Annotated in this window: 26 protein-coding genes; 19 read left to right on the forward strand and 7 right to left on the reverse strand. The window is 32.0% G+C overall.

Annotated elements, in window-relative coordinates:
- Positions 1 to 133: 133 nt before the first annotated feature.
- Both BJL90_RS14565 and BJL90_RS14570 read left to right on the forward strand, forming a co-directional pair.
- Positions 134 to 1,060 (forward strand): hypothetical protein, encoded by a 927-nt coding sequence (locus BJL90_RS14565; protein WP_070969510.1) that lies wholly within the window; start codon positions 134 to 136, stop codon positions 1,058 to 1,060.
- A gap of 276 nt (positions 1,061 to 1,336) precedes the next feature.
- Positions 1,337 to 2,164: a CsxC family protein gene (locus BJL90_RS14570; protein ID WP_081562017.1), complete on the forward strand. Its 828-nt coding sequence runs from the start codon at positions 1,337 to 1,339 to the stop codon at positions 2,162 to 2,164.
- A 66-nt stretch (positions 2,165 to 2,230) separates the two neighbouring features.
- Here BJL90_RS14570 and BJL90_RS14575 read toward each other — a convergent pair whose 3' ends face one another.
- On the reverse strand, positions 2,231 to 3,493 hold the full coding sequence (locus tag BJL90_RS14575; protein ID WP_070969514.1) for a replication-associated recombination protein A: 1,263 nt from the start codon (positions 3,491 to 3,493) through the stop codon (positions 2,231 to 2,233).
- Positions 3,494 to 3,787: 294 nt separating this feature from the next.
- On the opposite strand from BJL90_RS14575, the gene BJL90_RS14580 reads away from it, so the two are divergent.
- Complete coding sequence (locus BJL90_RS14580; RefSeq protein WP_070969517.1) at positions 3,788 to 4,078, forward strand: putative Se/S carrier protein; 291 nt, start codon at positions 3,788 to 3,790, stop codon at positions 4,076 to 4,078.
- On the opposite strand, the gene BJL90_RS14585 is transcribed toward BJL90_RS14580, so the two are convergent.
- Entirely contained in the window at positions 4,071 to 5,711 is a 1,641-nt protein-coding gene (locus tag BJL90_RS14585) for a hypothetical protein (protein ID WP_070969520.1), read from the reverse strand. The genes BJL90_RS14580 and BJL90_RS14585 overlap by 8 nt on opposite strands.
- Before the next feature lie 128 nt (positions 5,712 to 5,839).
- Here BJL90_RS14585 and BJL90_RS14590 point away from each other — a divergent pair, with 128 nt between their 5' ends.
- Positions 5,840 to 6,496 carry a hypothetical protein gene (locus BJL90_RS14590; protein WP_236904924.1) on the forward strand — a complete coding sequence of 219 codons (657 nt, stop codon included), beginning with the start codon at positions 5,840 to 5,842 and terminating at the stop codon, positions 6,494 to 6,496.
- Between the two features lie 363 nt (positions 6,497 to 6,859).
- The gene (locus tag BJL90_RS14595) at positions 6,860 to 7,501 is read left to right on the forward strand and encodes a hypothetical protein (protein WP_070969525.1); all 642 of its coding nucleotides are present in this window, start codon (positions 6,860 to 6,862) and stop codon (positions 7,499 to 7,501) included.
- Between the two features lie 48 nt (positions 7,502 to 7,549).
- Here the strand turns inward: BJL90_RS14595 and BJL90_RS14600 are convergent, their stop codons facing one another.
- Positions 7,550 to 8,311 carry a CAP domain-containing protein gene (locus tag BJL90_RS14600; protein WP_070969527.1) on the reverse strand — a complete coding sequence of 254 codons (762 nt, stop codon included), beginning with the start codon at positions 8,309 to 8,311 and terminating at the stop codon, positions 7,550 to 7,552.
- A 140-nt stretch (positions 8,312 to 8,451) separates the two neighbouring features.
- Between BJL90_RS14600 and BJL90_RS14605 the strand changes: the two genes are divergently transcribed.
- The 5 genes from BJL90_RS14605 (at position 8,452) to BJL90_RS14625 (ending at position 13,900) form a co-directional block, all read left to right on the forward strand.
- A complete protein-coding gene (locus BJL90_RS14605; protein WP_169824225.1) occupies positions 8,452 to 9,459 on the forward strand; it encodes a glycosyltransferase in 1,008 nt (335 codons plus the stop codon).
- Positions 9,456 to 10,460 carry a glycosyltransferase gene (locus tag BJL90_RS14610; RefSeq protein ID WP_070969533.1) on the forward strand — a complete coding sequence of 335 codons (1,005 nt, stop codon included), beginning with the start codon at positions 9,456 to 9,458 and terminating at the stop codon, positions 10,458 to 10,460. Before BJL90_RS14605 ends, BJL90_RS14610 begins: the two co-directional genes overlap by 4 nt.
- 195 nt (positions 10,461 to 10,655) lie before the next feature.
- Complete coding sequence (gene rfbD, locus BJL90_RS14615) at positions 10,656 to 11,474, forward strand: dTDP-4-dehydrorhamnose reductase (RefSeq protein ID WP_070969535.1); 819 nt, start codon at positions 10,656 to 10,658, stop codon at positions 11,472 to 11,474.
- Between the two features lie 127 nt (positions 11,475 to 11,601).
- Positions 11,602 to 12,930 (forward strand): nucleotide sugar dehydrogenase, encoded by a 1,329-nt coding sequence (locus BJL90_RS14620; protein WP_070969538.1) that lies wholly within the window; start codon positions 11,602 to 11,604, stop codon positions 12,928 to 12,930.
- Positions 12,908 to 13,900: a glycosyltransferase family 2 protein gene (locus tag BJL90_RS14625; RefSeq protein WP_081562019.1), complete on the forward strand. Its 993-nt coding sequence runs from the start codon at positions 12,908 to 12,910 to the stop codon at positions 13,898 to 13,900. The genes BJL90_RS14620 and BJL90_RS14625 overlap by 23 nt, the downstream gene beginning before the upstream one ends.
- Positions 13,901 to 14,033: 133 nt before the next feature.
- Here BJL90_RS14625 and BJL90_RS14630 read toward each other — a convergent pair whose 3' ends face one another.
- Positions 14,034 to 14,729 (reverse strand): glycosyltransferase, encoded by a 696-nt coding sequence (locus BJL90_RS14630; RefSeq protein WP_070969542.1) that lies wholly within the window; start codon positions 14,727 to 14,729, stop codon positions 14,034 to 14,036.
- Positions 14,730 to 14,771: 42 nt separating this feature from the next.
- The gene (locus tag BJL90_RS14635; protein WP_070969545.1) at positions 14,772 to 15,482 is read right to left on the reverse strand and encodes a glycosyltransferase; all 711 of its coding nucleotides are present in this window, start codon (positions 15,480 to 15,482) and stop codon (positions 14,772 to 14,774) included.
- 240 nt (positions 15,483 to 15,722) lie between these two features.
- Between BJL90_RS14635 and BJL90_RS14640 the strand changes: the two genes are divergently transcribed.
- From BJL90_RS14640 to rfbC, 3 genes are read left to right on the forward strand one after another with little or no spacing between them, the layout of a single operon-like run.
- A complete protein-coding gene (locus tag BJL90_RS14640; RefSeq protein ID WP_070969549.1) occupies positions 15,723 to 16,475 on the forward strand; it encodes a sugar phosphate nucleotidyltransferase in 753 nt (250 codons plus the stop codon).
- A gap of 25 nt (positions 16,476 to 16,500) precedes the next feature.
- Complete coding sequence (gene rfbB, locus BJL90_RS14645) at positions 16,501 to 17,556, forward strand: dTDP-glucose 4,6-dehydratase (protein ID WP_070969552.1); 1,056 nt, start codon at positions 16,501 to 16,503, stop codon at positions 17,554 to 17,556.
- 11 nt (positions 17,557 to 17,567) lie between these two features.
- On the forward strand, positions 17,568 to 18,119 hold the full coding sequence (gene rfbC / locus BJL90_RS14650) for a dTDP-4-dehydrorhamnose 3,5-epimerase (RefSeq protein ID WP_070969555.1): 552 nt from the start codon (positions 17,568 to 17,570) through the stop codon (positions 18,117 to 18,119).
- A gap of 75 nt (positions 18,120 to 18,194) precedes the next feature.
- Here the strand turns inward: rfbC and BJL90_RS14655 are convergent, their stop codons facing one another.
- Positions 18,195 to 18,884: a class I SAM-dependent methyltransferase gene (locus BJL90_RS14655; protein WP_070969558.1), complete on the reverse strand. Its 690-nt coding sequence runs from the start codon at positions 18,882 to 18,884 to the stop codon at positions 18,195 to 18,197.
- Between the two features lie 220 nt (positions 18,885 to 19,104).
- Between BJL90_RS14655 and BJL90_RS14660 the strand changes: the two genes are divergently transcribed.
- The 6 genes from BJL90_RS14660 (at position 19,105) to BJL90_RS14685 (ending at position 24,296) form a co-directional block, all read left to right on the forward strand.
- The gene (locus BJL90_RS14660) at positions 19,105 to 19,959 is read left to right on the forward strand and encodes a glycosyltransferase family 2 protein (protein WP_169824226.1); all 855 of its coding nucleotides are present in this window, start codon (positions 19,105 to 19,107) and stop codon (positions 19,957 to 19,959) included.
- A gap of 154 nt (positions 19,960 to 20,113) precedes the next feature.
- The gene (locus tag BJL90_RS14665; protein ID WP_070969564.1) at positions 20,114 to 20,788 is read left to right on the forward strand and encodes a glycosyltransferase domain-containing protein; all 675 of its coding nucleotides are present in this window, start codon (positions 20,114 to 20,116) and stop codon (positions 20,786 to 20,788) included.
- Positions 20,789 to 20,892: 104 nt separating this feature from the next.
- Entirely contained in the window at positions 20,893 to 21,543 is a 651-nt protein-coding gene (locus BJL90_RS14670; RefSeq protein ID WP_070969566.1) for a hypothetical protein, read from the forward strand.
- Positions 21,544 to 21,733: 190 nt separating this feature from the next.
- Positions 21,734 to 22,552, forward strand: a complete 819-nt coding sequence (locus BJL90_RS14675; protein ID WP_169824227.1) for a glycosyltransferase family protein — start codon at positions 21,734 to 21,736, stop codon at positions 22,550 to 22,552.
- Between the two features lie 177 nt (positions 22,553 to 22,729).
- The gene (locus tag BJL90_RS14680) at positions 22,730 to 23,467 is read left to right on the forward strand and encodes a protein kinase domain-containing protein (RefSeq protein ID WP_070969569.1); all 738 of its coding nucleotides are present in this window, start codon (positions 22,730 to 22,732) and stop codon (positions 23,465 to 23,467) included.
- Between the two features lie 136 nt (positions 23,468 to 23,603).
- Complete coding sequence (locus BJL90_RS14685; protein ID WP_070969572.1) at positions 23,604 to 24,296, forward strand: GT-D fold domain-containing protein; 693 nt, start codon at positions 23,604 to 23,606, stop codon at positions 24,294 to 24,296.
- 73 nt (positions 24,297 to 24,369) lie between these two features.
- Here the strand turns inward: BJL90_RS14685 and BJL90_RS14690 are convergent, their stop codons facing one another.
- Positions 24,370 to 24,678, reverse strand: a complete 309-nt coding sequence (locus tag BJL90_RS14690; protein ID WP_070969575.1) for a phage holin, LLH family — start codon at positions 24,676 to 24,678, stop codon at positions 24,370 to 24,372.
- Positions 24,679 to 24,812: the final 134 nt, after the last annotated feature.

Raw genomic sequence — 24,812 nt, forward strand, 5'->3', positions numbered from 1 at the left:
TAAAATATATGCAAATATAAAATAAAAATTACATATTAATAGCACCTTAAATCGGGTATTGTCATATTTTACAGTAAGAGGGAATATAAAAAGACTATTTTATTAAATCAATAATAAAAAGGAGTTGAAGTAAATGGAAAAAGATCAACAATTAAGTGTAGAAGCGATGCAAATAGATGAACCCTGCTGTATAGCAAATACGGGTTGTGAGTTCAGAGGCCCAAAAGATCTTCACAAAGTAGTCGGTGAATGTATCTTTGTGGATAAGGTTTATGATTCTGTAACCTTTAATCTTCAAGGGATTCAACCAGTATCTAAAGCACCATTAGGAGCATTACCAATAAAAAAATGTGGACCTAAAACTAGAATTACAAGAGTTTTAGATATCCGTGTTAGAAGATCTTTTAACCCCTGCAATATTAATGACCCCAAAAATCTAACGATAACACCTAAAACAACATTATCAGGGGCACAGTTTGTACTAGACGAAAGAGGAAAACCCGTAGTTGTACCGGGTCCTGCTGGATTACTACAATTCTTAATTTTCACAGATACTACAGATTGTGATGAAGTAGGAAAGGGTACCCCTATTTTTGGTTCTCAAGAAATTCAAGTAACAGGAACCGTATTGATAGAAATAGATATAGAATTCATTGACGTTTTAGGTGTCCCACAAACAGTAACATTAAGGGGTAGAGCACCAGTGAATCAGACACTGACAAATTTCTTTGAATTATGTATGCCATCAGTATTTGAATCTGCATTTTTACCACAGTTTACAGAGTTTTGCAATATTTCCTTTATAGGGAGATTGGCTACACAAAGTATTGCAAGAGATATTATTTTTGATCCAGCAACGGGAGACGTATTTGTAAACTTAATTCTAGCCCTATGTATTACATGTGAAAAGAAAATCAAAGTTCCTGTTCAATTATGTGTACTAAGTACAGGTTTCTGTGAACAAGAAGCGAGAGTAAGACCAATTTGTGGAGACCAGTTCCCACCATTGTTCCCACCACAAGTAAATGAACCTTTTATTACTGCTGATGATGACTGTTAATAAAAGCTCCTTTTGATGAAGGTTTTATTTAAGTTAAATATGGATATAATTTAATATAACATGTAAAATCTGATGTCTACGGACATCAGATTTTTTGTAATGTGCTGGTTCAGCATGATTGAAAAAAATTTTTAAAAATATGTGAGATTTTTTTAATCTAAGACTTTTAATAAATTGTAACCAATTTGTCTCAAGGGAATATTATTAGATTAGGAAAAGGGAAGCAAACCCTGATTCCTGATAATATTATTATGAATCTAAAGGGAGAGTGGAATTATGTTGTACAAACAAAGTATTAAAAAACAGCCAAATGTAGTAGTAGCTAAATATCCTAAAAAAGAGGTTTGTCCGCCGAAGAAAAGTGATTGTGTAAAGGTTAGCAATGGAAGTATTAGCACCTGTGAAAACACACCAACACCTATAACTGCCGTGACTTCCGGTGCAGTAGTTAAAGTACCTGTTGTGTTAGCTGAATTAACAGTCCAAATTGATGTTAGTTCAATTATTGATCTTCCTGAAAAAGCATTAGAAATCAAGGACATTAAGAAACGCTTAAAGATCACTCAATGCTTATTGCTTCAAAACACCAATAAACTTTTCATCAAAGGATTTGTCCGTAAAAACATTGAATATGCAACATGTGATTGTGCAAATGATCAAGGTTTCTGTGGAAATATCCGCCACTGTACAGTGGATGTTCCTTTTGAATGTACAACACCAGTTACTTTCAACGGGGCTAATCCATTGCCGGTAATCGGAACAACTAGAGAAGAATTTGAGTACTTTAGAAGAGAAGATTTAAAACAACCTAAATTTGCTGATAAAGATGAACTGCTTTCAGGCGACTTTTCTGAGTTTAACCAAATCAGCACAGAATTTTTTAATGAGCTTCCATTCTGTGAACTAATCAGCAGCAGAATTGTAGAATTTGATGAGTTTCTCAACAGAAAACGTCCAGAAAAGAGTAAACTTCCTTTCGAAGAAAAATACTTTGATAAAATAGAAGAAAAAATGGTTATCTTTGTAACTTTAAAAGTGTTGCAAAACCAACAAGTAGCTGTTCCTGCTGTAGATATGGTCGAAGATGCAGATTGTGGTTGCTAGACAAAGAATTTAATAAAAAATATACCTTAACAGTTTAACTGTTAAGGTATATTTTTTATTTGTGTATTATTTCTGAGTTTTGATCTTTTTCCAGTGGTCTTTAATGGATTGCTCAAATTTATTTTTTCCATATTCATAGTAGGTTTTATCTTTTAAATTATCAGGCATATATTGCTGTTTAACATAATGATTAGGGTAATCATGGGGATAGAGATACTTGGTTTTGTTATGAACAGCTATATTGGCGTGGGTATCACATAAATGAGGGGGAATTGTCCCTACATCTAATCTGTGTAAATCATCTAATGCAGCATTGATGGCTGTATAGGCTGTATTGGATTTGGGCAATATGGACAATAACACAGTAGCTTGGGCTAAAGGGATTCTTGCCTCTGGGAAGCCAAGCTGGAGAGCAGCATCTACGCAGGCTTTGACGATTACTATTGCTTGAGGATAGGCTAAGCCGATATCCTCCGATGCTATAACCAGCAATCTTCTACAAATTGCGTTTAAGTCTCCACTTTCTACTAGACGTGCAAGAGCATGGGTACTTGCATCTGGATCAGACCCCCGAATGCTTTTTTGAAAATAACTTAGCAAGTTATAATGACCATCTCCATTTCTATCATAATTTATAATTTTACTCTGTGAACATTCTTTAGCTTTTTCCATATCAATAAAAATTTCTTGCGAATTATGCAATGCATAGGTATTAATGACGAGTTCCAAAGTATTGAGGGCTCTCCTCAAATCACCGCTAGACACTTCAGAAATATATTTTAGTGCAGTTATATCATAATTTATTTGTATGGATTTTTCTTCCTTTACTAAAGATATAGCTCTTTTCAAACTTTCGATGATATGATCAACGGTTAATTCTTTAAATTCAATCGTAATACATCTGCTAAGTATTGCTTTAAAAATTGAAAAATTTATGTTCTCCGTTGTACTGCCTATAAGTGTTATATCACCATTTTCTATAAATTCAAGAATAGACTGCTGTTGACGTTTATTTAGATAATGAATCTCATCTATGTAAAGTAATATACCATTCAAAGAATCTATTGTACCGATTTGTGCAATGATGTGTTTAATATCATCCGTATTCGCTTGTGTACCGTTAAGCTTAAAAAACTTTTTGTGAGAATTTTTCGCTAAAATATTTGCTAAAGTTGTCTTGCCTGTTCCTGAAGGACCATAAAAGATCATATTAGGAATTATTTTAGAGGCTAGAATTCTGTTTATTAGTTTTTTTTCGCCAATAATATGCTCTTGACCAACTAGATCTTCTAATCGAGACGGTCTAATTTTATCAGCTAATGGTTTCATGAAACGATTCGCTCCTTAGAATTTATATTTTATTTATGAACACTTACTATTATAGCAGAAGAATACAGCGTAGGATAAGTGAAATTACAAAAAGTCCTCTTCAAAGTTGCACAGAGGACTTTATAAATTGTAACGGGTTATTATAGTACGTGATTAAGAATTTTAATATGCTAGGGGCTACATTTGCAGACCTTTGATATTAAAATTCAATTATAGAATCACATATCTATGCTGATAACATATATTAGAAGTAAATATCAAATGATCTATATCAACTTGGGAGGAATGGTTACTATGCAACAAAAAAGTATAATAGATAAGTATTATATTGCTGTATTTGATTCTAGAAACCATGCTATGCAGCTACACCAACATTTGAAAAAAATGAATCTTAATCAATTTCAATTAATTTCTACCCCATGTAAAATTAAAGCAGGTTGTAGCTATTCAATAAAATTTTTAAACTTAGAAGACGCAAAGGTATTAATGGAAGAAGCAGATAAAATGAAAAAGAAAATTTCAAGTATTTATAGTGCTGAAAGAATTAACAAAGCTAGAGTATTAAAAAAATTAAAATCTATTTAAAAAGATTTTTAATACGGCTTATGAAACTAAAGTTTTCCTCCATATATTGCATTGCTTCATTCTGTAAAATTAAATATTCATCCTTATATTCATTAAGCTTATCTTCCATTGTACTAAATTTTTCTTGTAAATGAATTAGTTCTTCTTGGATACCAGCTTTTTCTTCATTTAATAGCGAGATGTGTTGATCCATTTGTTGAAGTTTATTGCACAGCAATTCTTTTGAAGACAGGTAACTGGTGAAAGAAGGTGTATTGCTAGATTGGGTATTTTTTTCATCTAGGACCATTCTAACTTCCTCCAATTTTTCCAGCTCTTTTACCAATCTAGTAATATGAATTTCAATATGTTCTAGAAGTACTTTAAAATCAACAATTTCGGCTTTGGTTATTCCGTGGTCATATAAATTTTCATCCTCTTCATTCTTACTAGGGTCAGGCGTATTTAAAGGTTCCTGCGGGATCTCTGAAGGATTTTTTTCTTCAATTTCATTTTGTTCTATTGGAGAAGAGGTATTCTCTGAGGTATTCTCTATAGTTGTTGGACTAGATATATGTGTTTTAATGTTAATATTGGTAGCAGATTTTGTAGGCATAAGTTTTGTTCCAAATATTGTTATCGTATCGTTTAAAATTTCTCCATAAACATAGTGAATTTTATAATGATGTTTTTCACTTTCATGGTTACTAGAATATCTAATCAGCGAGGGATTGTTAGTTTTATAAGCTTTGGTTCTGCTAATAGATGTCCAGTTGATACCATAATCTTCTGAAATGATCTCGTTGATGATATTTCCTTGTTTGCTAAAAACCTTTAGAAAGCCTCCTTCTTGCAGAAGAATAGGGGATAGATTGTTGGCATTCTTACTAGATAAAGTCTTAGGGTTGGACCATCGAGACTTATGATGAATGATATTTGCCTTGTTTTTATATTTCAGCGTGAAATTGTTTTTTTCAATAACACACCAGATTAAGTGAAGATTATCTTTTTTATCTATTAGCATATAGGAGTGGGAATGATCTTCTTGTAAATTACTAATTAACTCAGCATTACTCCATTTTTTATTAAAAGCGCTAAACTTGCTATAATACAACTGATGGTTATTCCTGTAGAAGACCTTATATAGGATATGGAGGTTATTCATGCTATCGACATCCACTTTGTAAGGACTTGGATATTTACCGGTAAGATAAGTGGTAATCGTTGATTTATTTATATCCTTTTCGTTCCAATATAGATGTTCAATAGAAGAGACCATCGGATTTAGCAAGTTGGTTTTCATACAAAAAATATGGGTATAGTCATTGCGTATTAATAGAAATAAGTATCTGTAGATATTAGATTTGACATCAAGTTTGGTAATAGACTTATGATTCCAATAGCTATCTGAACCCATATAATAAAGCATATTGCCTTGTTTGGTTATGCAAATTAAATGAAGCTGATTTTTTGAATCAATGGTTGCTGAAAAATCTATGATGATTTCAGTAACTAAACTTTCTGTTTTTATTAAAGTACCAAGATCGTTATAAAGGTGATACTGGATTTCTTTATTTTCATTTAGGTAAAAGTAATAAGAAAAATTTTCTTGTGTTTTTACAAGACAGTGTTGCGTTTGGTAAGATAGATGCATATATTTCACATCCTTTTTTTATTCTATATATCACAAATATTTATTTATTCCATACTATGATAGTAAAAGTTAATTTATTATTAATTTATAAGTTATTTATAATTAAAATCAAGTAAGGGGGAATAAAAGTGAGTGAAATAATCAACCCAGATATTAGCCTACAGCAAGACCCATATTTTCCAGACTTTCAGCCAGTGTGTATTATAGCTGACAAGGTTTATGCACATTGCCAACAAAGAGAATGTTTTGAAGAAATTGCTGTACAGCTTCCAGAAGGGGGACCTTTTGAGTTTGTAAACATTACCTTCAATGCAGGAGAAATTATCGATGGGACACTTATGATAACGCCAATAAAAAATCGACCAAACTTTAGTAGAGTACGTTTTAGAGTGAGAATTACTTTTGTATTACAGGTGAGAAACACAATGACAGGTGTTGTCATAAGTATTCCTGGAGAATTACCAAAGATTCAAAAAGACATTGTATTATTTATGCCAGAAGCAAGAGATGAATTTGAGTTCCAAATTGTGATAGAGACAGCATCACAACTTTTAACAGAGCCGATGCAAGAAAAAGAATGTTTGGTATTTGCAGTAGGCGTATTTATTATAATAAAAGTAGTAGGTAAAGTGCAACTACTTATACCAGAATTCGGATTCTGCCCCGAGCCACCAGAATGTGAAGATTTTAATGGGGAATTGGTTTGTATTGAATTCGAAACAGTACCATTTCCAGATTTTTTCCCTAGACAATTAGAAAATATTCCTACGGATGAGTTGTCTTAGAAAATGATTGATCCTTCGGTGTATTGTTAAGACGTCCACTTCTAAGTGAGCAAACGAAGTGACTAACACCAAATCAAAGGTTTGGGTTATCTACTTTATGTAAGTGGGGAGATCAAGCACTACATCCTTGAAGTAAATTCGGCTGCAATTTAGGGGAGTAAAAGCTCCCCCCTGAATTAAATTTCATTTTATATAAACTTTTCAGTTAAGCAATAAGACAGCATAAAATAATTTCGGAGAATTCTTTAAACAAAAAGAATTCTCTTTTTATGATGATTTCTTTTGTTTAAACTGTAACACAAAGTTAATGACCACATATAATAATATTGTATAGGAAATTAGCATGAGTAAGGAGGGTATAAAATGGACTCATTAAATCTGCAGCAAGATCCATATTTTCCAGATTTTCAGCCGGTGTGTATTATAGCAGATAAAGTTTATGCACACTGCCAGCAAAGAGAATGTTTTGAAAAAGTTGGTGTGCCACTTCCAGATGGAGAACCTTTTGAATTTGTAGACATCACTTTCAATGCAGGAGAAATTATTGAAGGAACACTTATGGTAACACCAATAAAAAATCGCCCAAACTTTAGTAGAGTACGTTTTAAAGTAGGTATTACTTTTACATTAAGAGTGAAAAGTACTGAGACGGGTATGGTTGTGTGTATACCTGGAGCACTACCTCCAATACAAAAGGATATTGTGTTATTTATACCAGAAGCAAGAGATGAGTTTGTATTCAAAATTGTGATCGAAACAGCGTCACATCTTTTAACAGAACCAATGCAAGAAAATCAGAACTTTGTGTTTGCGGTAGGGATATTTATTATAATAAAAGTAGTAGGAAAAGTACAACTACTTATACCAGAATTTGGATTCTGTCCTGAACCACCAGAATGTGAAGAATTTGCCCCCGATGACATATGTGAAGTATTTGAAATGGAACCATTCCCTCCATTCTTCCCGAAACAGCTTGAAGATATGAATGAGGAAGAATTCTTTTAAAATAAAAAACTGCCTAAGGCAGTTTTTTATTCTATATAGAAAACAGAATTATTTTTGAATAAACATTTGCGTATAATGTCTATTTTGAATACCTATTCCAATATGTGTAAAGTTTGGATTAAGAATATTCTTTCTGTGTCCCTCTGAATTCATAAAAGCATTATGAGCACCACTTACACTAGAATTAATAGCAATGTTTTCAGCAGCAGATCTATATTGAATACCAAAATTTTTCATCATATCAAAAGGTGATCCATAGGTTGGTGAAGTATGAGAAAAATAATTGTTATCCTGCATGTCTTTAGATTTTACTCTTGCTACATAAGATAAATCTACATCAATCGCTAAGGGTTTTAGCCCAGCTTGTTTTCTAGCTTGGTTTACATATTCAACCATTTCAATTTCAGCAGCTGTTAAGGCATGTCTAGCATTTGATGTGTTTTGCGCAGGGGTAGATGGATTTGCAGGCTGAGTTTCTGCTGGTGTTGGTTGCTGTTGTGGTGCAGCTGGAGGAGGTGTTGTTTGATTTGCAGCTGGTGTTTCTGCTACTTGAGGTTGTTCTACAGAATTATTTTCAGGTGCACTAGCTTCTGGTGTCGCAGGTGCGCTATTTCGAACAAATCTTACAGCATTAAATCTATATTTATTATTAAAGCTGGTATTTGTTCTTACTGTATAATTGGTTGTAACTCTTGCGTTAGTAATCGTATACTTTGCAGTACTCGCATTAGCTGTAACAACTGTTGAAAATAACAAAGCAGTTGTAAGTACAGGAACTACTAACTTTTTCACTAATTTTGGCTTATCCATACAAAAATCACTCCTTTAAAATATTATGTTAACCTTACTAACTATCATACAAAATTTATGTCAATATTTCAATAGTATCCCCTAAATAATGGAAGATGTAATATATGGAAGATAGCGAAGAAAGAATGGGAGGTGTAGAAATGCCAACGGTAGTATGTGTTTCCTCAGTAAACTATGAATGGATGTATCAAAGACCGCAACAGCTGATGAGGGGATTGAGTGAGAGGGGGTGGAGGGTGATTTATTGTAACAAAACCCAAAGAAAAGACAAATATTTAGAGGCGTTATCAGAGAACCTTACTATTTGTCATGATATGAAGAGATTAATAGAAAGTGCTGAAAAGGCAGATGTTGTTTGGGTGATAGATCCAAGACAGAGGGATTTAAAGGGACTTTTTAAAGAAAAGTTATTTCTTTATGATTGTGTAGATGATTTTCCTTTTCTTCAGAATGATCATTATAAGATGTTAAAAATTGCAGATATTGTGCTGGCTACGTCTAACCCTTTATATCATGCCATAGCTAAATATAGAAAAGACCTATATTTAGTACCAAATGGCTGTGACTATAAACACTTTAGCGAAAGAAATAAACTTTCAATCGATTGTCAGATAAAAAACGCTTTGGGGATCATTGGTTATATAGGAGCATTAGCCCCATGGGTTGATTATAAATTGTTAGAATTGATAGCTGCTGAAAAACCAAAACATACTTTGCTATTAGTAGGAGCATCCTTAGGAAATATTGCAATGCCTAAAAAAAATAATATCGTATATGTAGGGCATCAAAGCTATGATAAAGTTCCTTCATTTTTAAGTATGATGGATGTTACGCTGATTCCTTTTAGGAAAAATAAAATAACTTATGCTACGAACCCAATAAAAATGTATGAATATTTATCTCAAGGAAAACCCATTGTAAGTGCTGCTTTACCAGAGGTTATGCCCTTTGCTAGATACTTATATGTTGCTAAAAACCATAAAGATTTTATAGATCATATCGATAAAGCCCTAGTAGAAAACGATTCAGAAATTCTAGCGCAAAGAAAGGAAATAGCAAGACGAAATGCTTGGGAAAAAAGAATAGATAACATTGAAGAGATTATTTCTTCTTACTTAAGGAAGTTACCCAGGAAGGTGAGTAGATGAAAATTTTGATGTATATTCGTCATGATTATCAAGAAAATATTGCAGGTGATAGTATCCTGGTAATAAAAACAAAAGAGTATCTCATACAAGCTGGAATGAAGGTAGCGGTTTCTAGTAATCCAAATGAGGATTTAAAAAAATATGATCTGGTGCATCTATTCAATACAATTAATGTACTAGACACTTACAAATTTTTTATAAATGCCATGAAATATAAGAAAAAAGTAGTATTAACACCTATCTATTGGAACTATGTTAAGTATCTACCGAATACTTTTACAAACGCTTTAAAAGCAAGCTACTGGCAAAAATATGATCCATTAAGGAAAGAAGTTTTTAAAGGTGTTGATTTGCTTTTGCCTAGTTCAGAAAGTGAAATGAGAGAAATAGAAAAAAATTTTAATATAAACTTACCTTACAAGGTGGTTTTTAATGGCGTAGATAAAACTTTTGCTGAAGGGAATGCCAATGATTTCTTAAAACAGCTTCAGATAGAAAACTTTGTACTATCGGTAGGCAGAATTTCTCCTCACAAAAACCAATTAACTTTAGCGAAAGTTACAAAAAAGTTAGGCGTTCCTCTTGTATTGGTGGGTCCAATCAATGATTTAAATTATTATCATCAATGTATGAAGATCAATAAAGACATTTTATACATTCCTAAAATAAATCATTCCAGCTTAAAGGCTATCTATGCTGCTGCCAAAGTACATGCTTTGATTAGTTGGTATGAAATTCCTGGACTGGTAAGCTTAGAAGCAGCGTTAGGAAAGTGCAATATAGTCACTACGAAGGAGGGTAGTACAAAAGAATATTTTAAAGATTTCGCTGTCTATGTTGATCCCTATGATTTGGAAGAGATAGAAAATAAAGTTTTAGAATCATTAAAAAAATCCTTTAATACTGACTTTAAGAAATATATCTTAGAAAAGTTTTTATGGGAAAAAGTTGTTGAAAAACTTATAAGCTGTTATACCTATGTAACTAAAGTCAATGGATAAGAATATAATTTAATTAAAACAGTTTTAAAAGATAATGGGAACGCATATTTTTATTAGGGGTTGAAATTGATTATCTATAGACTTCAAAGTGATAAAAAGAAGGTGTTTCTAATAGGATAGAATAGGTACCCTTGAAGGCGTAGGGGAAAGTAGTTAGTCGATCAATAATAAAGTAAGGAATTGTGGGGTGAAAAGATGACAATATGTATACTAGGAGGTACTGGACAGCTAGGACACGAGTTAATCAAGGTAATGAAGGATAAAAAGGTTGCTAGTTTAGGTAGAAAAAACATAGATATTACCAAGTTGGATGAAGTGTATAAAACCCTAAAAACAATAAAACCAGATGTAATTATCCATGCAGCAGCTTTTACAGATGTAGACCAGTGCGAAAATAAGCCGGAGTTGGCTTTTAAAGTAAATACACAAGGAACAAAAAATGTTTCTATTGTGGCGGGAAATTTAGGTAGCAAGTTGATCTATATAAGCACCGATTATGTTTTTGACGGGAATAAGGGAAGTCCTTACAATGAAAGCGATTTGCCAAACCCCATCAATATATACGGTATGTCTAAATATGAGGGTGAAATTGAAGTACAAAAAAATCTTGAGAAATACTTTATTGTAAGAACTGCTTGGCTATATGGCAATAAAGGCAAAAACTTTGTTAAGACAATACTAAGTCTAACTTCTAATAATACGCTTTTAAAGGTAGTAGATGACCAAATAGGTTCTCCCACCTATGCCGTGGATTTAGCTCAAGCATTAAAAAAATTACTAGTGATGGAAGACTATGGTGTGTATCATTTCATTAATGCAGGTAATAGTACATGGTATGACTTTGCTAAGGAAATTATTAAGATTAAAAATATTGCAGCAAAGCTTAGTCCTATTACTTCTACTGAAATACAAAGAAAAGCTCAAAGACCTGCAAACTCAACTTTGAACAACAATTCATCCATCAAGTTGAGGCCCTGGCAAGAGGCATTAAAAGAATATCTATTGGATAAATAAGGAGATTTTTATCTCCTTTTTTGTTATGAAGATATATTTAATCCATCTTCCGTAACCACCTACATTACTTTGTCATACAATAAAATTAAAGAGTTCACTATAGATATTGATAGAAGGAGATAGAAGTATGAGCCTTAAAGACAAAATCATAAATAAAGAAGCTGTTATTAGTATTGTAGGTTTAGGTTATGTGGGTTTACCTTTAGCAGTATCAATTGCATTGTCAGGGTATAAGGTAATTGGTATTGAAGCTGATAGAACAAAAATTACTAAGTTGTTAATGGGAACCTCTTATATTAAAGATGTTTCAGATGAAAGTGTAGCCAAAGAAATAAAAAAAGGAAACTTGTCTATTACTAGCGATTATAAAAAGATGGAACAAACAGATGTCATTATTATTTGTGTTCCTACACCATTAAAAGATAATATTCCAGATGTTAGCTATATTTATCAAGTAGTAAAAAATATTAAGCGATACGCAAAAAAACCAAGCTTAATTATTCTAGAGAGTACTAGTTATCCTGGTACAACAGAAGAAATAATTATGAAGGAGTTAGAAGGAGAGGGATGGGTGCTAGGCAAAGATTTTAACCTATGTTTTTCTCCTGAACGGGTTGATCCAGGAAATGAATTTTTTAATTTAAAAAACACCCCTAAAATAATAGGGGGAATAAGCCAGAAGTGTAGTGAATTAGCAGGTTTACTCTATAAGGAAATCGCTAATGAGGTTTGTTTTGTTTCTTCAGCAAGGACGGCTGAGATGGTAAAACTTTTGGAAAATACCTTTAGAAGTGTTAATATAGCTTTTATTAATGAAATGGCTTTGATGTGCGAAAAAATGGGGTTAAATATTTGGGAAGTTTTAGAAGCTGCTTCCACAAAACCTTTTGGATTTATGCCTTTTTATCCAGGACCAGGCATCGGAGGGCATTGCATTCCAATTGATCCAAATTATTTAGATTGGAAGGCACAAGCCTTTAATTTTTCCAGCAAATTTATTAAGTTGGCAACTGAAATCAATGAAAGTATGCCAGAACATATTGTATATACCATTGGAGAGATTCTAAGTACCCAGGGTAAAAATTTAGAAGGTTCAAAAATTTTGATGATAGGTGTTGCTTATAAAAAAGATATTGATGATATAAGAGAATCCCCTGCCTTTAAAATACGAAGTATACTGATTGACAATAAAGCTATCGTTGATTATTATGATCCCTACGTAAAAGAGATAACGGTGGAAGATAAAAGAATTTATGCCATTCCTTTTACCAGAGAAAACCTAAAAAAATATGATTGTACAGTAATTATTACAAATCATAGTGGAATAGACTATCAACTACTCATAGAAAGTTCAAAAATTATTTACGATACTAGAAATGCTATTAGAGAAAAAAGTGAAAAAATATTTTCTCTTGGAGGGGTGAAGCATGTAGATGAAAATAAAAATAAATGGTAATTTCTACGAAATTAAAGCAATTGATAAGAAAGGAAAGAAGGAATTTATTTATACAGAAAAAATGGAAAAAATCAACACAATCAAGTATCCTATAAATAAAAATCAAAATAAAGCTTCTATAGATGCTACCTACAAAAACAAGTATATTAAAGTAAAAACGAAAAAAGTTCCTCAAGGTAAGGAGCTTCAGGATAGAATTTCCTTGTTGAATAAGAGAAAAAGATTAAGAAGTAGTGTTTACAAATATAAACCTGAAAAAAAGTATAGGAAGTTAGAAAAACCTGGAGTATCTATAATAACCTGTACAAACCGTCATCAGTTTAAAGAAAATATTTTCAAAAACTTTGAAAATCAAAACTACCATGCAAAAGAACTAATTATTGTATTGAATAAAAATGATATCGATATAAAAGAATGGAAGAAAAAGGCTGGTGAATATAACAATGTTAAAATTCTTAGGCTAGATGAAAGTCAGCCATTAGGAGCATGTCTGAACCTTGCTATAGCAGAAGCAAAATACGATTATATTTCCAAGTTTGATGATGACGATTACTATGCTCCAGAATTTTTAGGTGACATTATGGATTGCTTTAGATGTACAGACGCAGATATCGTAGGAAAGCGAAATTTTTATATTTATTTTGAAGGAAGTAAGACTTTGGCAGTAAACGCTTTAGGTCAAGAGCACTGCTATACAAATTTTATAGCAGGCTCTACTATAACTGCAAAGAAAGAAATTTTTAAAAAAGTAAAGTTTGCAACAGACAGAGTAGGAGGTTCAGATACACAGTTTAGAAAGGATTGTATTGCAAACAACTTTAAAATTTATGCGGCAGACCGATTTAATTATGTTGCACATAGACGTTCAAGTCCACAGGATCATACTTGGAAAATTACTGACAAAGAGTGGTTAAAAAGCTGCAAAATTGTTGGGAAAATTGCTAATTATAAAGACTATGTAACGGTATAGTCTTTAGATATATATTCACCCTATAACAAAAATCAGATATCTATCCTGCACTGTCACTATGTTAAATTAGACAAAATGGTTCTTGTAGGCTCTAGATATCTGATTTTGTTAATAATAATTTTAAAATCTTATTTTAGATAAAATTTTTAAGGATATTTTGTATTTCTTTTTTATCTGTTATTACTTTTCCAATTCTATGATTATTAAAGGCGTTTAAAGTGTTTTTTCCATGAACAATCACAGCATAGTTCGTTTTATGAATAACTTCGTGAGGATTCTTTATCACTGTACAATGGCCCCTGGGGATAGGTATCCTTTCTCCAGCTAAATAATCTTTAGTTTTATAGATTAAAGTATAAAAGGGCGGTGAAACATAATACCAATTTCCTAAACGATGATTCACAGCATCATATACATATCCCTTTTGATTAATTAATGCTCGGGTGCTTTTCCTAGGTTTATATTCATGCAGTTGGTTGATGAAGGTTTTGTGGTAAACGTCATCACAGTCTAAGCGTACTAAATATAAATATTCATAGCCTTTAATGCTTTTTTCAATAATACTTTCATACTTCTTATTTTCAATAAATTTAATATTATTTGGTAGAGGGTTATAGTGGGATAAAGCATCTTTAATCAGATCTGTGGTTTTCTCAGCATATCTAACTAAAACTAAGAAATCTTGGTTTGTTTGTTTTTTTAGGCTTTGTAAAGTGAACTTATTAAAAATCTCCATTCTATAATCAATCCAATCTTTTGTACGACTAATACCGTTTGCTCTAGAGTTAAACTCAATTCCAACAATTATTTTCACTTTTTTACCTGACATCTTAGCAACTCCTTATATGACTTTTCAAAAAAATGTAGTTTATCACATAAAATCTTTAAGAATATTTCTTATCTCATCTTTATTGTTAATAATACTTCCCACTCTGTGACTGTCAAATTTGTTCATGGTATTTTTATCATGAATTAAGACAATATAATTGGTTTTTGGGATAATTTCATGTGGATACTTTATTGCTATAGCATGGTGACTACCGATACGAATTCTTTTGCCTTCTAAATAATCCTTTACTTTATTCACTGTGACATAAAAGGGCGGAGATAGATAATACCAATGACCTAAGCGATGGTTGATGGAGTCATATACATATCCTTTTTGGTTGATTAATACCTGCGTACCTTCTTTAGGTCGATATGCATGTAGTTGATCTATGAAGGTTTTATGATACATGTCGTCACAGTCTAATTGAACCAAATACAGTTTATCGTAACCAATAATATTTTTTTTAATTATATTTTCATAAGCATCACTAGCAATAAACTTAATATTTGTCGGCAGTGGAGCGTAGTTAGATAAGGCAGCCTTAATTAAGTTTTTTGTGTTTTTATCATACCTAACCAAAGTTAAAAATTCTTGATTCATTTGTTTTTTCAAACTCTGCAATGTAAATTTATTAAAGATTGACATCCTATAATCGATCCATGCCTTGGTACGACTAAGTTTAGTAGCTCTACATTTAGTGGCTCTAGAGTTAAATTCAATATCTACAATGATTTTTGTTTTGCTTTCTGACATTTTAGCACCCCTTTCAATATCTCTGATTAACTCTATACACTATAATTTATGCGATTATCAAGATTTGTGACTATAGCTATATATCTTTTCCTTAAGTTGCAAGTAACCAAATTCTTCAAGGATTAATATAATACAATATAATGAGAGTTAAGTCCTGCTATTTGCCCTTAGCTTTTTTGATAGCGAATATTTTAAAGGAACAAGGATAGCTGGTTAGTAAATTCTAGGAGGTAGGATATTTTGAAAGGTATTATTTTAGCAGGAGGAACAGGTTCTAGACTTTTTCCACTGACAAAGGTTATAAATAAACATCTTTTGCCGATAGGAAAATACCCAATGATCTACTATTTGATCGCTAAAATGAAAGAGGCGGAGATCAAGGATATTATGATTATATCTGGAAAAGAACATATGGGATCAATAGTAAATTTACTTGGCAGCGGTTATGAATATGGGGTTAAATTTACATTTAAAACCCAAGATCAAGCAGGAGGCATAGCTGAAGCACTAGGGCTATGTGAAGGATTTGTAGGAAAGGATAACTGTACCGTTATATTAGGTGATAATATTTTTCAAGATAGTATTTATGATAGTGTGAAGAAATTTCATCAGCAGAAAAGTGGTGCTAAGGTATTCTTAAAGGAAGTTAAGGACCCAGAAAGATATGGCATTGCTGAAATAAAAGGAAATAAAATAGTGGGAATAGAGGAAAAACCGCAAAAACCAAAGAGTAAATATTGTGTTACAGGAATCTACATGTATGATCATAGGGTATTTGAAGCAATCAAAACTTTAAAACCCTCCAGTAGAGGAGAACTTGAGATTACAGACGTGAATAACTGGTATGTGAAGGAAGGTTCCTTAACCTACGACATTTTAAAGGGTTGGTGGACAGATGCAGGAACCTTTGATTCTCTTTTAAACGCTAGCATCTTAGCCAGTGAAATGGATCTAGATTACTTGTTAAGCAGGGAGGATAAAAAAGGAAAGTAATACTAAATGATTTGGAGGTTAAACTGTGAAAACCTATTTAGTTACTGGAGGAGCAGGTTTTATTGGTTCAAATTTTATTATATATATACTAAAAACATATGGTGATATTCAAATAATCAATGCAGATATGTTAACTTATGCTGGAAATCTTGAAAACTTAAAAGAAGTAGAAAACAATCCAAAACACATATTTGCGAAGGTAGATATTTGTGATAAAGAAGCGATAGGAAAAATATTTGAAAAATATGCGATTGATTGTGTTGTAAACTTTGCTGCAGAGAGTCATGTGGATAGAAGTATTTATGACCCGGAGGTATTTGTAAGAACTAATGTTTTAGGAACACAAAATTTACTCAATGTAGCTAAAAAAGCTTGGGAAAAAAAGAATGGTTTTGATAGGGAAAAGAAATTTATACAAATCTCTACAGATGAAGTATATGGTTCCTTGGGAGATGTAGGCTATTTTACAGAAAATACTGCCTTAGATCCCCATAGCCCATACGCAGCAAGTAAAGCGGCAGCAGATTTAATCGTTAAGGCATACTATGACACTTATAAAATGCCTGTAAATATTACTAGATGTTCAAATAACTACGGATCTTACCAATTTCCAGAAAAGTTGATACCACTTATTATAAATAATTGTCTTAATAAAAAAGCGTTACCTGTCTATGGAGATGGACTTAATGTTAGGGACTGGCTTTATGTTGAAGACCACTGTAGGGCAATAGATAGGGTAATAAGAAAAGGGTCCATAGGAGAAGTGTATAACATAGGAGGTCACAATGAGAGAACAAATATCTATATTGTAAAAACTGTTATAAAATATATCTCTGAAAACCTTGATAATACTATAAATGAAGATTTGATAAAGTATGTGGAAGATAGAAAAGGGCACGATAGAAGATATGGTATTGACCCCAGCAAAATAAAAGAAGAATTAGGCTGGAAACCTACAACTTCATTTGAAGAAGGAATTAAAAAAACAATTCATTGGTATATAAAAAACAAAGCATGGCTTGACGGTATAGCTTCTGGAGAGTATACGAATTATTTTGAAAAGATGTATGGAAATCTTTAGGGAGGGACAGTATGGGGAATTTTACGTTTATTGAAACACCTATTGAAGGGCTATACATTATAGAACAAAGATTGTTCCAAGATAGCAGAGGCTATTTTATGGAGACCTATAATCATAAAGAGTTCAAAGAAGCTGGATTAGATAGGATATTTGTACAGGATAACCAATCAAAATCTCAAAAAGGTGTTCTTAGAGGACTTCATTTTCAAAAAAAATATCCTCAGGGTAAGTTAGTCAGGGTGATAAAGGGTGAGGTTTTCGATGTTGCGGTGGATTTAAGAAAAACTTCAAAAACCCTTGGTCAGTGGTATGGATGTATATTAAATCAAGAAAATAAAAGACAATTTTATATACCAGAAGGCTTTGCTCATGGCTTTTTAGTACTTTCAGAGACGGCAGAATTTGCCTATAAATGTACGGAGTTTTATCATCCTGAAGATGAAGGGGGGATTATCTGGAATGATGCAGATATAAAGATTGAATGGCCTTTAGATAAAGTTCATGAGATAATACAATCTGATAAGGATAAGAACTGGAGAACATTTCGGAATTATTTAAGATAATAATAAGCAGCAGGCAATAAAATGTACTAAGCTATACAAGAACATTTTAAACAGGTAGCTTAGTACATTAATTTTTTAAAAACTTGACAGTAAATTTTTGATTGATACATCTAAATCTTTACTTTTAGGATAGATGATACCTAGGCCGCGGCACTTTTTTGTCATTTGAAAAGAAAGATCATATTTCGTTTCCTTTAAAAAGTCTTCAACAGCAGTTAAGACCCCATTCCGTTGATTCCCTTCATAAATTGCATTGTTGAGCTTTGCATTCAGCCCTCCTTTTTTTAATAAATCACTGTGACCTTCTTTCATGCCTGCCTTTTTGTAGGGGTGACGGAATTTTTTTGGAATGTTTTCTGGATTATAATATAAATCTCTTCTAGCATAGGGCCAAGCTACATCATGCAAAAAAACAATTGGAAAAGTTTTATTTACACTAGATTTTTCTATGAGCTTAAGCTCATTATAAACTGTGTACCAATTATGATCCCCATCAATAAGAACGATATCGTAATCTTTAAGGAGGGGCAAAGCATTTAAGCTTATATCTTTGTAAAAGTCAAAACGATCCTTATAATGTACCTTGAGATCATTCGTATTAAACAAAGGTTTGGGATCTATTGCCGAAAGTTTTATATATTTTTTTTCCCCAAACCTTAAAATTTTTTTTGTATTTACACCACTAGCGCATCCTATTTCTACAATATGCTTAGCACTATTTTTTTCAACAATTGGTTGGATAATTTTATCCCAAAACCTATTCAAAATAATCACTCTCCTAAAAAGACTTTGTTTGTGGTTTTACTGATTTAACTTTATTGCTAATACAAAGTATGTCAGAAGGTTATTAATGTTACTCTTTAAAATACAAACTTATTAGGGGCGAGCAAGCCAAAGGAACATCTTATAGACTCAAACATATATTGTAGTAAAAAATGCGGGGCGCGGGGAGATGATATTTCAAAGGAAGGGAGGCGAAATAGTTTTGAATAATAAGGTAAAATATCCTCAAATAAGTATAATTATTTGTATTCATAATGCTTTAGAGGATGTTAAAGAATGTTTAAGGTCACTCTATGCCAAGAAAACAATTGATTTTGATTTAGTTATAGTAGATGATGGGAGTAATAAAGAGACGAAGAAGTTTTTATCTGAATTTATTAAAAATAAGCCGGTGAGACTGATTACCCACAAAGAAAGTAAAGGATATACTGTATCTGCAAACGAAGGGTTAAAGGCTGCTGGAGGGGAGTTCTTACTGTTATTAAATAGTGATACTATTGTAACAAAGGGATGGTTAGAAAAGTTAATAGAATGTATCACAACAACACCAAAAACAGGAATTGTTGGTCCCTTATCAAATTCAGCCGGTTGGCAGACGGTTCCTGATATGAAAAACTGGTTGACAAATAAGCTGCCTAAAGGAATTGATTTAGAGACTATGAGTTCAATTGTCCAATCGGTATCTCTTAAAAAATTTCCGAAAGTTCCCCTTGTCAACGGATTCTGCTTTATGATTAAACGAGAAGTCATTCATAAAATAGGATATCTAGATGAAGCTAGGTTTCCTATAGGGTATGGTGAAGAAGATGATTATTGTATTAGGGCAGTGAAGGCTGGATATGTACTGAGAATTGCAGATCATTGTTATATTTACCACAAAAAATCAAAAAGCTTTACGCTAGAAAGACGAAAACAAATTAGTAGAAGGGCTGGACATATACTGAAACAGAAACATGGAGCTAGTGTTGTAGCAGAGTATGTAAAAAAAACCAGGAATAATAAAGATATTTCAATGATGCGTCAAAGGATAAAATCAAAATTAGATAAATACAAATAAATATAGACATACGCTTTTAAAGATAAATTTTAATATATACGGTCTACGGTTTCGCCCAAAACCATGGGCTGCAAATGCAGCCTTTAGTATATTAAAATTTAGGAGCGTATGCCTTATAGAAGCTATAAAATGATTTTTAGGAGTGATCATAAATATGGCTAAGAATAAAATTGCAATTTATACGGCTATTACTGGAAAATATGAAAAATTGAAAGAACCAAGATTTGTGTCAAAAGAATGTGATTATATTTGTTTTACTGACGATAAGAATATGAAATCAAACATATGGGAAATACGGAAAATAAATGATCCTTCTAATCATCTAATTAAAACAGCAAGAAGATACAAAATATTGCCGCATGTATATCTACCAGACTATGAATATAGTATTTGGGTTGATGGAAGTATGCTGATCATAGGAGACCTTAGAAAATTGCTTAAAAAAGAATTAGGTAATGCAAACATGGCTTTTTTCAAACATCCAACAAGAAACTGTCTCTATGATGAAGCAAGGGTATGCTCTAAAAAAAAAGATAATCCAAAAATAATTTCAAAACAAATAGAAAGATATAAATTGGATGGCTATAAAAAGAAACAGGGTTTAATTGCAAGTGGGGTAATGATTAGAAAACATAATGAGGCCGAAGTAAAAAAATTAATGGAGGCTTGGTGGGATGAAGTAGCTTCCTTCAGCATAAGAGATCAAATAAGTTTTAATTATGTCGCATGGAAGAATAAAGCGAATTATAAAGCTATTCAAAAAAACATTTTTCATAATGAATATTTTACGCGGACACTTACAGGGAGAAAAAGAAAAAAAACCAAGTAAGTTAGTAACATATTTTTATGTTCTGAATAGATTATAGTGAAAAGAGGGAAGGACAATAGTCTCTTTTCAAATCAAAAAAATAAATTTAAAAGGAGGAAAATAAAATGGCAATTTATAGGTTTATAAGTGATAGTGCAACCACCTTTTTCAAAGATCCAGCAGATCCAGCGTTTTCTCCAGGGGATACGGCGGTAGAGGTAACAAATCCTTTTACCTTCTGGCCCCAAATCACAAATCCAGCCCTCACAGATCAACCTGAATATGTTTGGTCAGAGGATCCAGTAAGTCTTTCAAGCGCTGAAAATGGTGAAATAGTAGACTTTGGTTCAGCTGCGGAATCAGATGGATTAGCCGTAGGCATAGATCTAGATTTTACTATACCAGTCCATTTAACTGTTTTTGCTGACAATGCTTTTCAAGGAACATTGAGAATTCAAGGGCTAGATCTGCTAGGTATCGTACTTTTTGAAGATGAAATTCCTATTAGCGGTGGTGTTTTTGATCTAAATACAGGATTGTCGCCAACGGATGACTGGAAAATCGTTTACCAGTTTTCTGACGAGGTAGTTGTTCCTGTAGTACTTCCCATTGGTACTACGATAAGATTTGATCTAAATATTTCAGCAATGAACTATGCACAAACTGATGGTACTCCTGAAACCAACCCAGCTGCTATTCAATTTTTGTTAGAGTTATCAGACTTACCAGCTGGACTCACATTTACCCCTGATGTACCAGAAGTAATAGGCGTTTAGTTTATGAAACTATAAAACCTCACCTTTATGTGAGGGATTTTTTTTATCTAATAAAAACTTCAGTTGAGTTAATACGTTGTAATTCAGTGTTTCAAAGGTATTCAGTTAACATTATATTTTAAGCTGAATATAATAAATTAGAACAATAGTCAATGATAAATACAGCAATTAAAAGGGGAGAAATATGAGGATGAAAATAAAGATTAATGGTGGTTTACATGAAATAGAAAAAGTTCGAGAAAAAGGAAATAAAAAATTTGTTTATGCCAATAAAGAAAATAAAAAAACTGTTTATACCCATACAAATACTAATGCAAAAAAACATATTAAATATAGAGAAAAAATATGTTTTATAATATGTGTTAACAATAAAAGGAAGAGTGAAAAGGCTTTAAGTCACATAAATTCATTAAAAATTCCTGATGGATGTAAAGTAGAGAAGATTATTATAAATGATGCTAAATATCTTACTGAAGCATATAACAGAGCTATGCGCAGCACCAATGCAAAATATAAAGTTTATATGCATCAAGATGTATACATCACTAATCAAAATTTTATTGCGGATATTATCAATGTTTTTCAAAGAGATAAGGCAATTGGAATGATTGGCGTTGCGGGAGCTAAAATACTTCCCCAAAATGGGTTATTACATCAATCAAACCATAAGTATGGAAATCTTATCCATATTCCACATCTTGATGGAAAGCAGTTGCCTTGGAGATTTGGAAACTTTAGGAATGCTTATGAAACTGTAAAAGGAATAGATGGATTGATAATGATTACTCAATACGATGTGCCTTGGAGGGAAGATCTTTTTACCGGATGGCATTTTTATGACGTTTCACAGAGTTTAGAGTTTATCAAAGCCGGTTATAAGGTAGTCGTCCCTAAAATGGAAAAAGTATGGTGTATACATGATTGTCCTAAAAGCGAAAAAGAAAGATACAAAAGCTATGATAAGTATAGAGAAATTTTTGTCAATGTGTATAAAAAATATTTAGGCTAAACTTCTTAAGTAATGAAGCCTATTTATTTTATATGAGACATTGTAAAAACAACTTTACTCTTCCTATAAATAAGTAGTGATACACAATTTTATCGTGCTTTCATACAGATAAAGTATAAGTATTTTGATGGAGATTGATTCAATGCAGTAAGACTTATGTAGAGGAGGAGATTTAAAGTGGAGACGAGAGATAAAAAGAAATTTCTACAGCATTTGCAGAAAGAATATAAGATTTATAATGTAAAGGAGGTATATCCATTAACTGTAGGTAAATCAAATATTTTTTTTGAGGGAAGCCATTTATCAACAAATAAAAGAGTTTTTATAAAATATGATAGATATTTCTGTGGTTCTATAACTCGGGAAGCACAGATACTTCAATTGCCAAGACTGAAGAAGTCACCCTATTTCCCTAATGTGATTACCTACGAAGATGATGTATTTCCTTTTGTTGTTTTTGAGTTCATTGAAGGAATGATGCTAAGTAAGATGCTTAGTAACGCAAAACTAAGAGATAGGTTACTATCAAAAAATGAACAAAAAGAGAAATTTTTGTTACAACTGCTAAGTATATTAAAAACTCTTCACAAAGAAAATATTATTCACCGTGACATCCATCCCAAAAATATTATGGTAGCTCAAAATCAAGATAAAAATTTAGATAGATTAATTTTGATTGATTTTTCATTTGCAGTTGGCATCAATAGATTTCCAGAACTTCCCTATTTAATCCATAGCAAACGATTGAAACTTTTAGGTATAGCAGACTATAGGCCTCAAATATATAAGTGGGATAATCAGTATTCGATTGCTAAAATAGCAAAACAAATAGATAAAAACTGCGATAAGAAGTTTCCATATATTTGGCATGAGATGGATTCCTATAAAGAAAAATTAGTGTATATTTATAAATAATAATAGTCATAAAACGCCTTTGTTTGCATAGTTACAGAGGATTAAGAAAAGTTCATAGATAGCATAATCAGCAGCATAAAATAGTACTAGATTGGATTCTTTAGCTTAAAAAGTCATAATCGGGATGTGATAAAGAATGATCAAGGAGGAAAGTTTATTATCGGCAGATGAAGTCATTGAAAAAATGTATACGGCTTATAGAAATAAGCAGGGATTGTCCATTGTAAGATTAGGCGATGGGGAAGCCTTAGCCTTAGCTCAGGAAGTTGTATTGCGTTGTGATGAAATAAAAAAGAGGAAATGGTTACCTTATGCTGGATTAACTGTACCGGATTTAAAGGCTAGAGATGAACTTGTTGCTTCAGTGAAAAAAGCAGATATTGTTGGAGTAGCAATGAATGAATTACCGGACTTTACTCCTTTGCTGATAAAAGTTTTTGAGGCCCACCAGATAAACACAAACCAAAAGGTACTGACAAATGCATGTATTAATTATTTTCTAATGGAGAAGCAAAGGTTAAAAAAATTTTTATTACAATCTCCTAAGCCAAGGGTTTTTCTTATAGGCAATAAGGTAGACAGACTAGTGCCTTATTTAACGAGGGAAGGTATAAGAGTAGTAGGATTACTTAGAGCCGTAAGAGGATTAAAGGATTGTTCTAAGATCGTAAAGCTCACTTCTCTATATCGAAATCGCTTTGACATCGTATTGGTTTCAGCTGGAATTCCTGCTGTGATTATCAGTGAAAGAATTGCAAAAGAGTATAGTACGATTACATTAGATTTTGGTCATGCAGCAGACTTGATTATAAAAAGAAAATATTTTTAAGAGATAAAAGATAAAGCATAAAAAATGAACCTCTGAGAGAGGTTTTTTTATTTTTATCAAGGAAAGATTTAAATTAATTATTTGTACTTTTATTTTTCAGTAAATAAACCTGCGCTTCTATTAGAATTTCTAGCAATAAGACATTGAATTCTATGTCCAAATACTCTAAAATAGTTTTTGTATAGCTTATGGCTAAATGCTTTTTTTCTTCGTTTGAGATATCTTTTTCTGTTTGTTCTATAAATAGAACAACTCTATTGATAAGGGTTTCAACTTTTTCCATGTCTTTATTATTAATGGTTTTACTAAGAACGGGAGCTACAACAAAAATAAAGATGACTGTAAGAAAAGTAATCATCACAAAAAGTATTAAATCAATCATTCATTAGACACCTCCTTATATCCATATTGTATTTTAGAAGAATATAAAAGGTGCAGAAATATAAAATATTATTGGATAAAAAGAAGAAATAAGAGATAAGATTGTATTTTTTTTCATAATTTTGGCGATTTTAT

The organism is Clostridium formicaceticum, assembly GCF_001854185.1.
Taxonomy (GTDB): Bacteria; Bacillota; Clostridia; order Peptostreptococcales; family Natronincolaceae; genus Andreesenella; species Andreesenella formicacetica.

Excerpts from the sequence above, each read along its gene's own strand:
- BJL90_RS14580 (WP_070969517.1), top strand. The coding sequence starts at position 3,788 with ATGCAACAAAAAAGTATAATAGATAAGTATTATATTGCTGTATTTGAT.
- BJL90_RS14665 (WP_070969564.1), top strand. The coding sequence starts at position 20,114 with ATGGCTAAGAATAAAATTGCAATTTATACGGCTATTACTGGAAAATAT.
- BJL90_RS14625 (WP_081562019.1), top strand. The coding sequence starts at position 12,908 with ATGAAAATAAAAATAAATGGTAATTTCTACGAAATTAAAGCAATTGAT.
- BJL90_RS14595 (WP_070969525.1), top strand. The coding sequence starts at position 6,860 with ATGGACTCATTAAATCTGCAGCAAGATCCATATTTTCCAGATTTTCAG.
- BJL90_RS14670 (WP_070969566.1), top strand. The coding sequence starts at position 20,893 with ATGGCAATTTATAGGTTTATAAGTGATAGTGCAACCACCTTTTTCAAA.
- BJL90_RS14605 (WP_169824225.1), top strand. The coding sequence starts at position 8,452 with ATGCCAACGGTAGTATGTGTTTCCTCAGTAAACTATGAATGGATGTAT.
- BJL90_RS14565 (WP_070969510.1), top strand. The coding sequence starts at position 134 with ATGGAAAAAGATCAACAATTAAGTGTAGAAGCGATGCAAATAGATGAA.
- BJL90_RS14610 (WP_070969533.1), top strand. The coding sequence starts at position 9,456 with ATGAAAATTTTGATGTATATTCGTCATGATTATCAAGAAAATATTGCA.
- rfbC (WP_070969555.1), top strand. The coding sequence starts at position 17,568 with ATGGGGAATTTTACGTTTATTGAAACACCTATTGAAGGGCTATACATT.
- BJL90_RS14630 (WP_070969542.1), bottom strand. The coding sequence starts at position 14,729 with ATGTCAGGTAAAAAAGTGAAAATAATTGTTGGAATTGAGTTTAACTCT.
- BJL90_RS14585 (WP_070969520.1), bottom strand. The coding sequence starts at position 5,711 with ATGCATCTATCTTACCAAACGCAACACTGTCTTGTAAAAACACAAGAA.
- BJL90_RS14600 (WP_070969527.1), bottom strand. The coding sequence starts at position 8,311 with ATGGATAAGCCAAAATTAGTGAAAAAGTTAGTAGTTCCTGTACTTACA.
- BJL90_RS14570 (WP_081562017.1), top strand. The coding sequence starts at position 1,337 with ATGTTGTACAAACAAAGTATTAAAAAACAGCCAAATGTAGTAGTAGCT.
- BJL90_RS14685 (WP_070969572.1), top strand. The coding sequence starts at position 23,604 with ATGATCAAGGAGGAAAGTTTATTATCGGCAGATGAAGTCATTGAAAAA.
- BJL90_RS14575 (WP_070969514.1), bottom strand. The coding sequence starts at position 3,493 with ATGAAACCATTAGCTGATAAAATTAGACCGTCTCGATTAGAAGATCTA.
- rfbD (WP_070969535.1), top strand. The coding sequence starts at position 10,656 with ATGACAATATGTATACTAGGAGGTACTGGACAGCTAGGACACGAGTTA.
- BJL90_RS14675 (WP_169824227.1), top strand. The coding sequence starts at position 21,734 with ATGAAAATAAAGATTAATGGTGGTTTACATGAAATAGAAAAAGTTCGA.
- BJL90_RS14690 (WP_070969575.1), bottom strand. The coding sequence starts at position 24,678 with ATGATTGATTTAATACTTTTTGTGATGATTACTTTTCTTACAGTCATC.
- BJL90_RS14635 (WP_070969545.1), bottom strand. The coding sequence starts at position 15,482 with ATGTCAGAAAGCAAAACAAAAATCATTGTAGATATTGAATTTAACTCT.
- BJL90_RS14620 (WP_070969538.1), top strand. The coding sequence starts at position 11,602 with ATGAGCCTTAAAGACAAAATCATAAATAAAGAAGCTGTTATTAGTATT.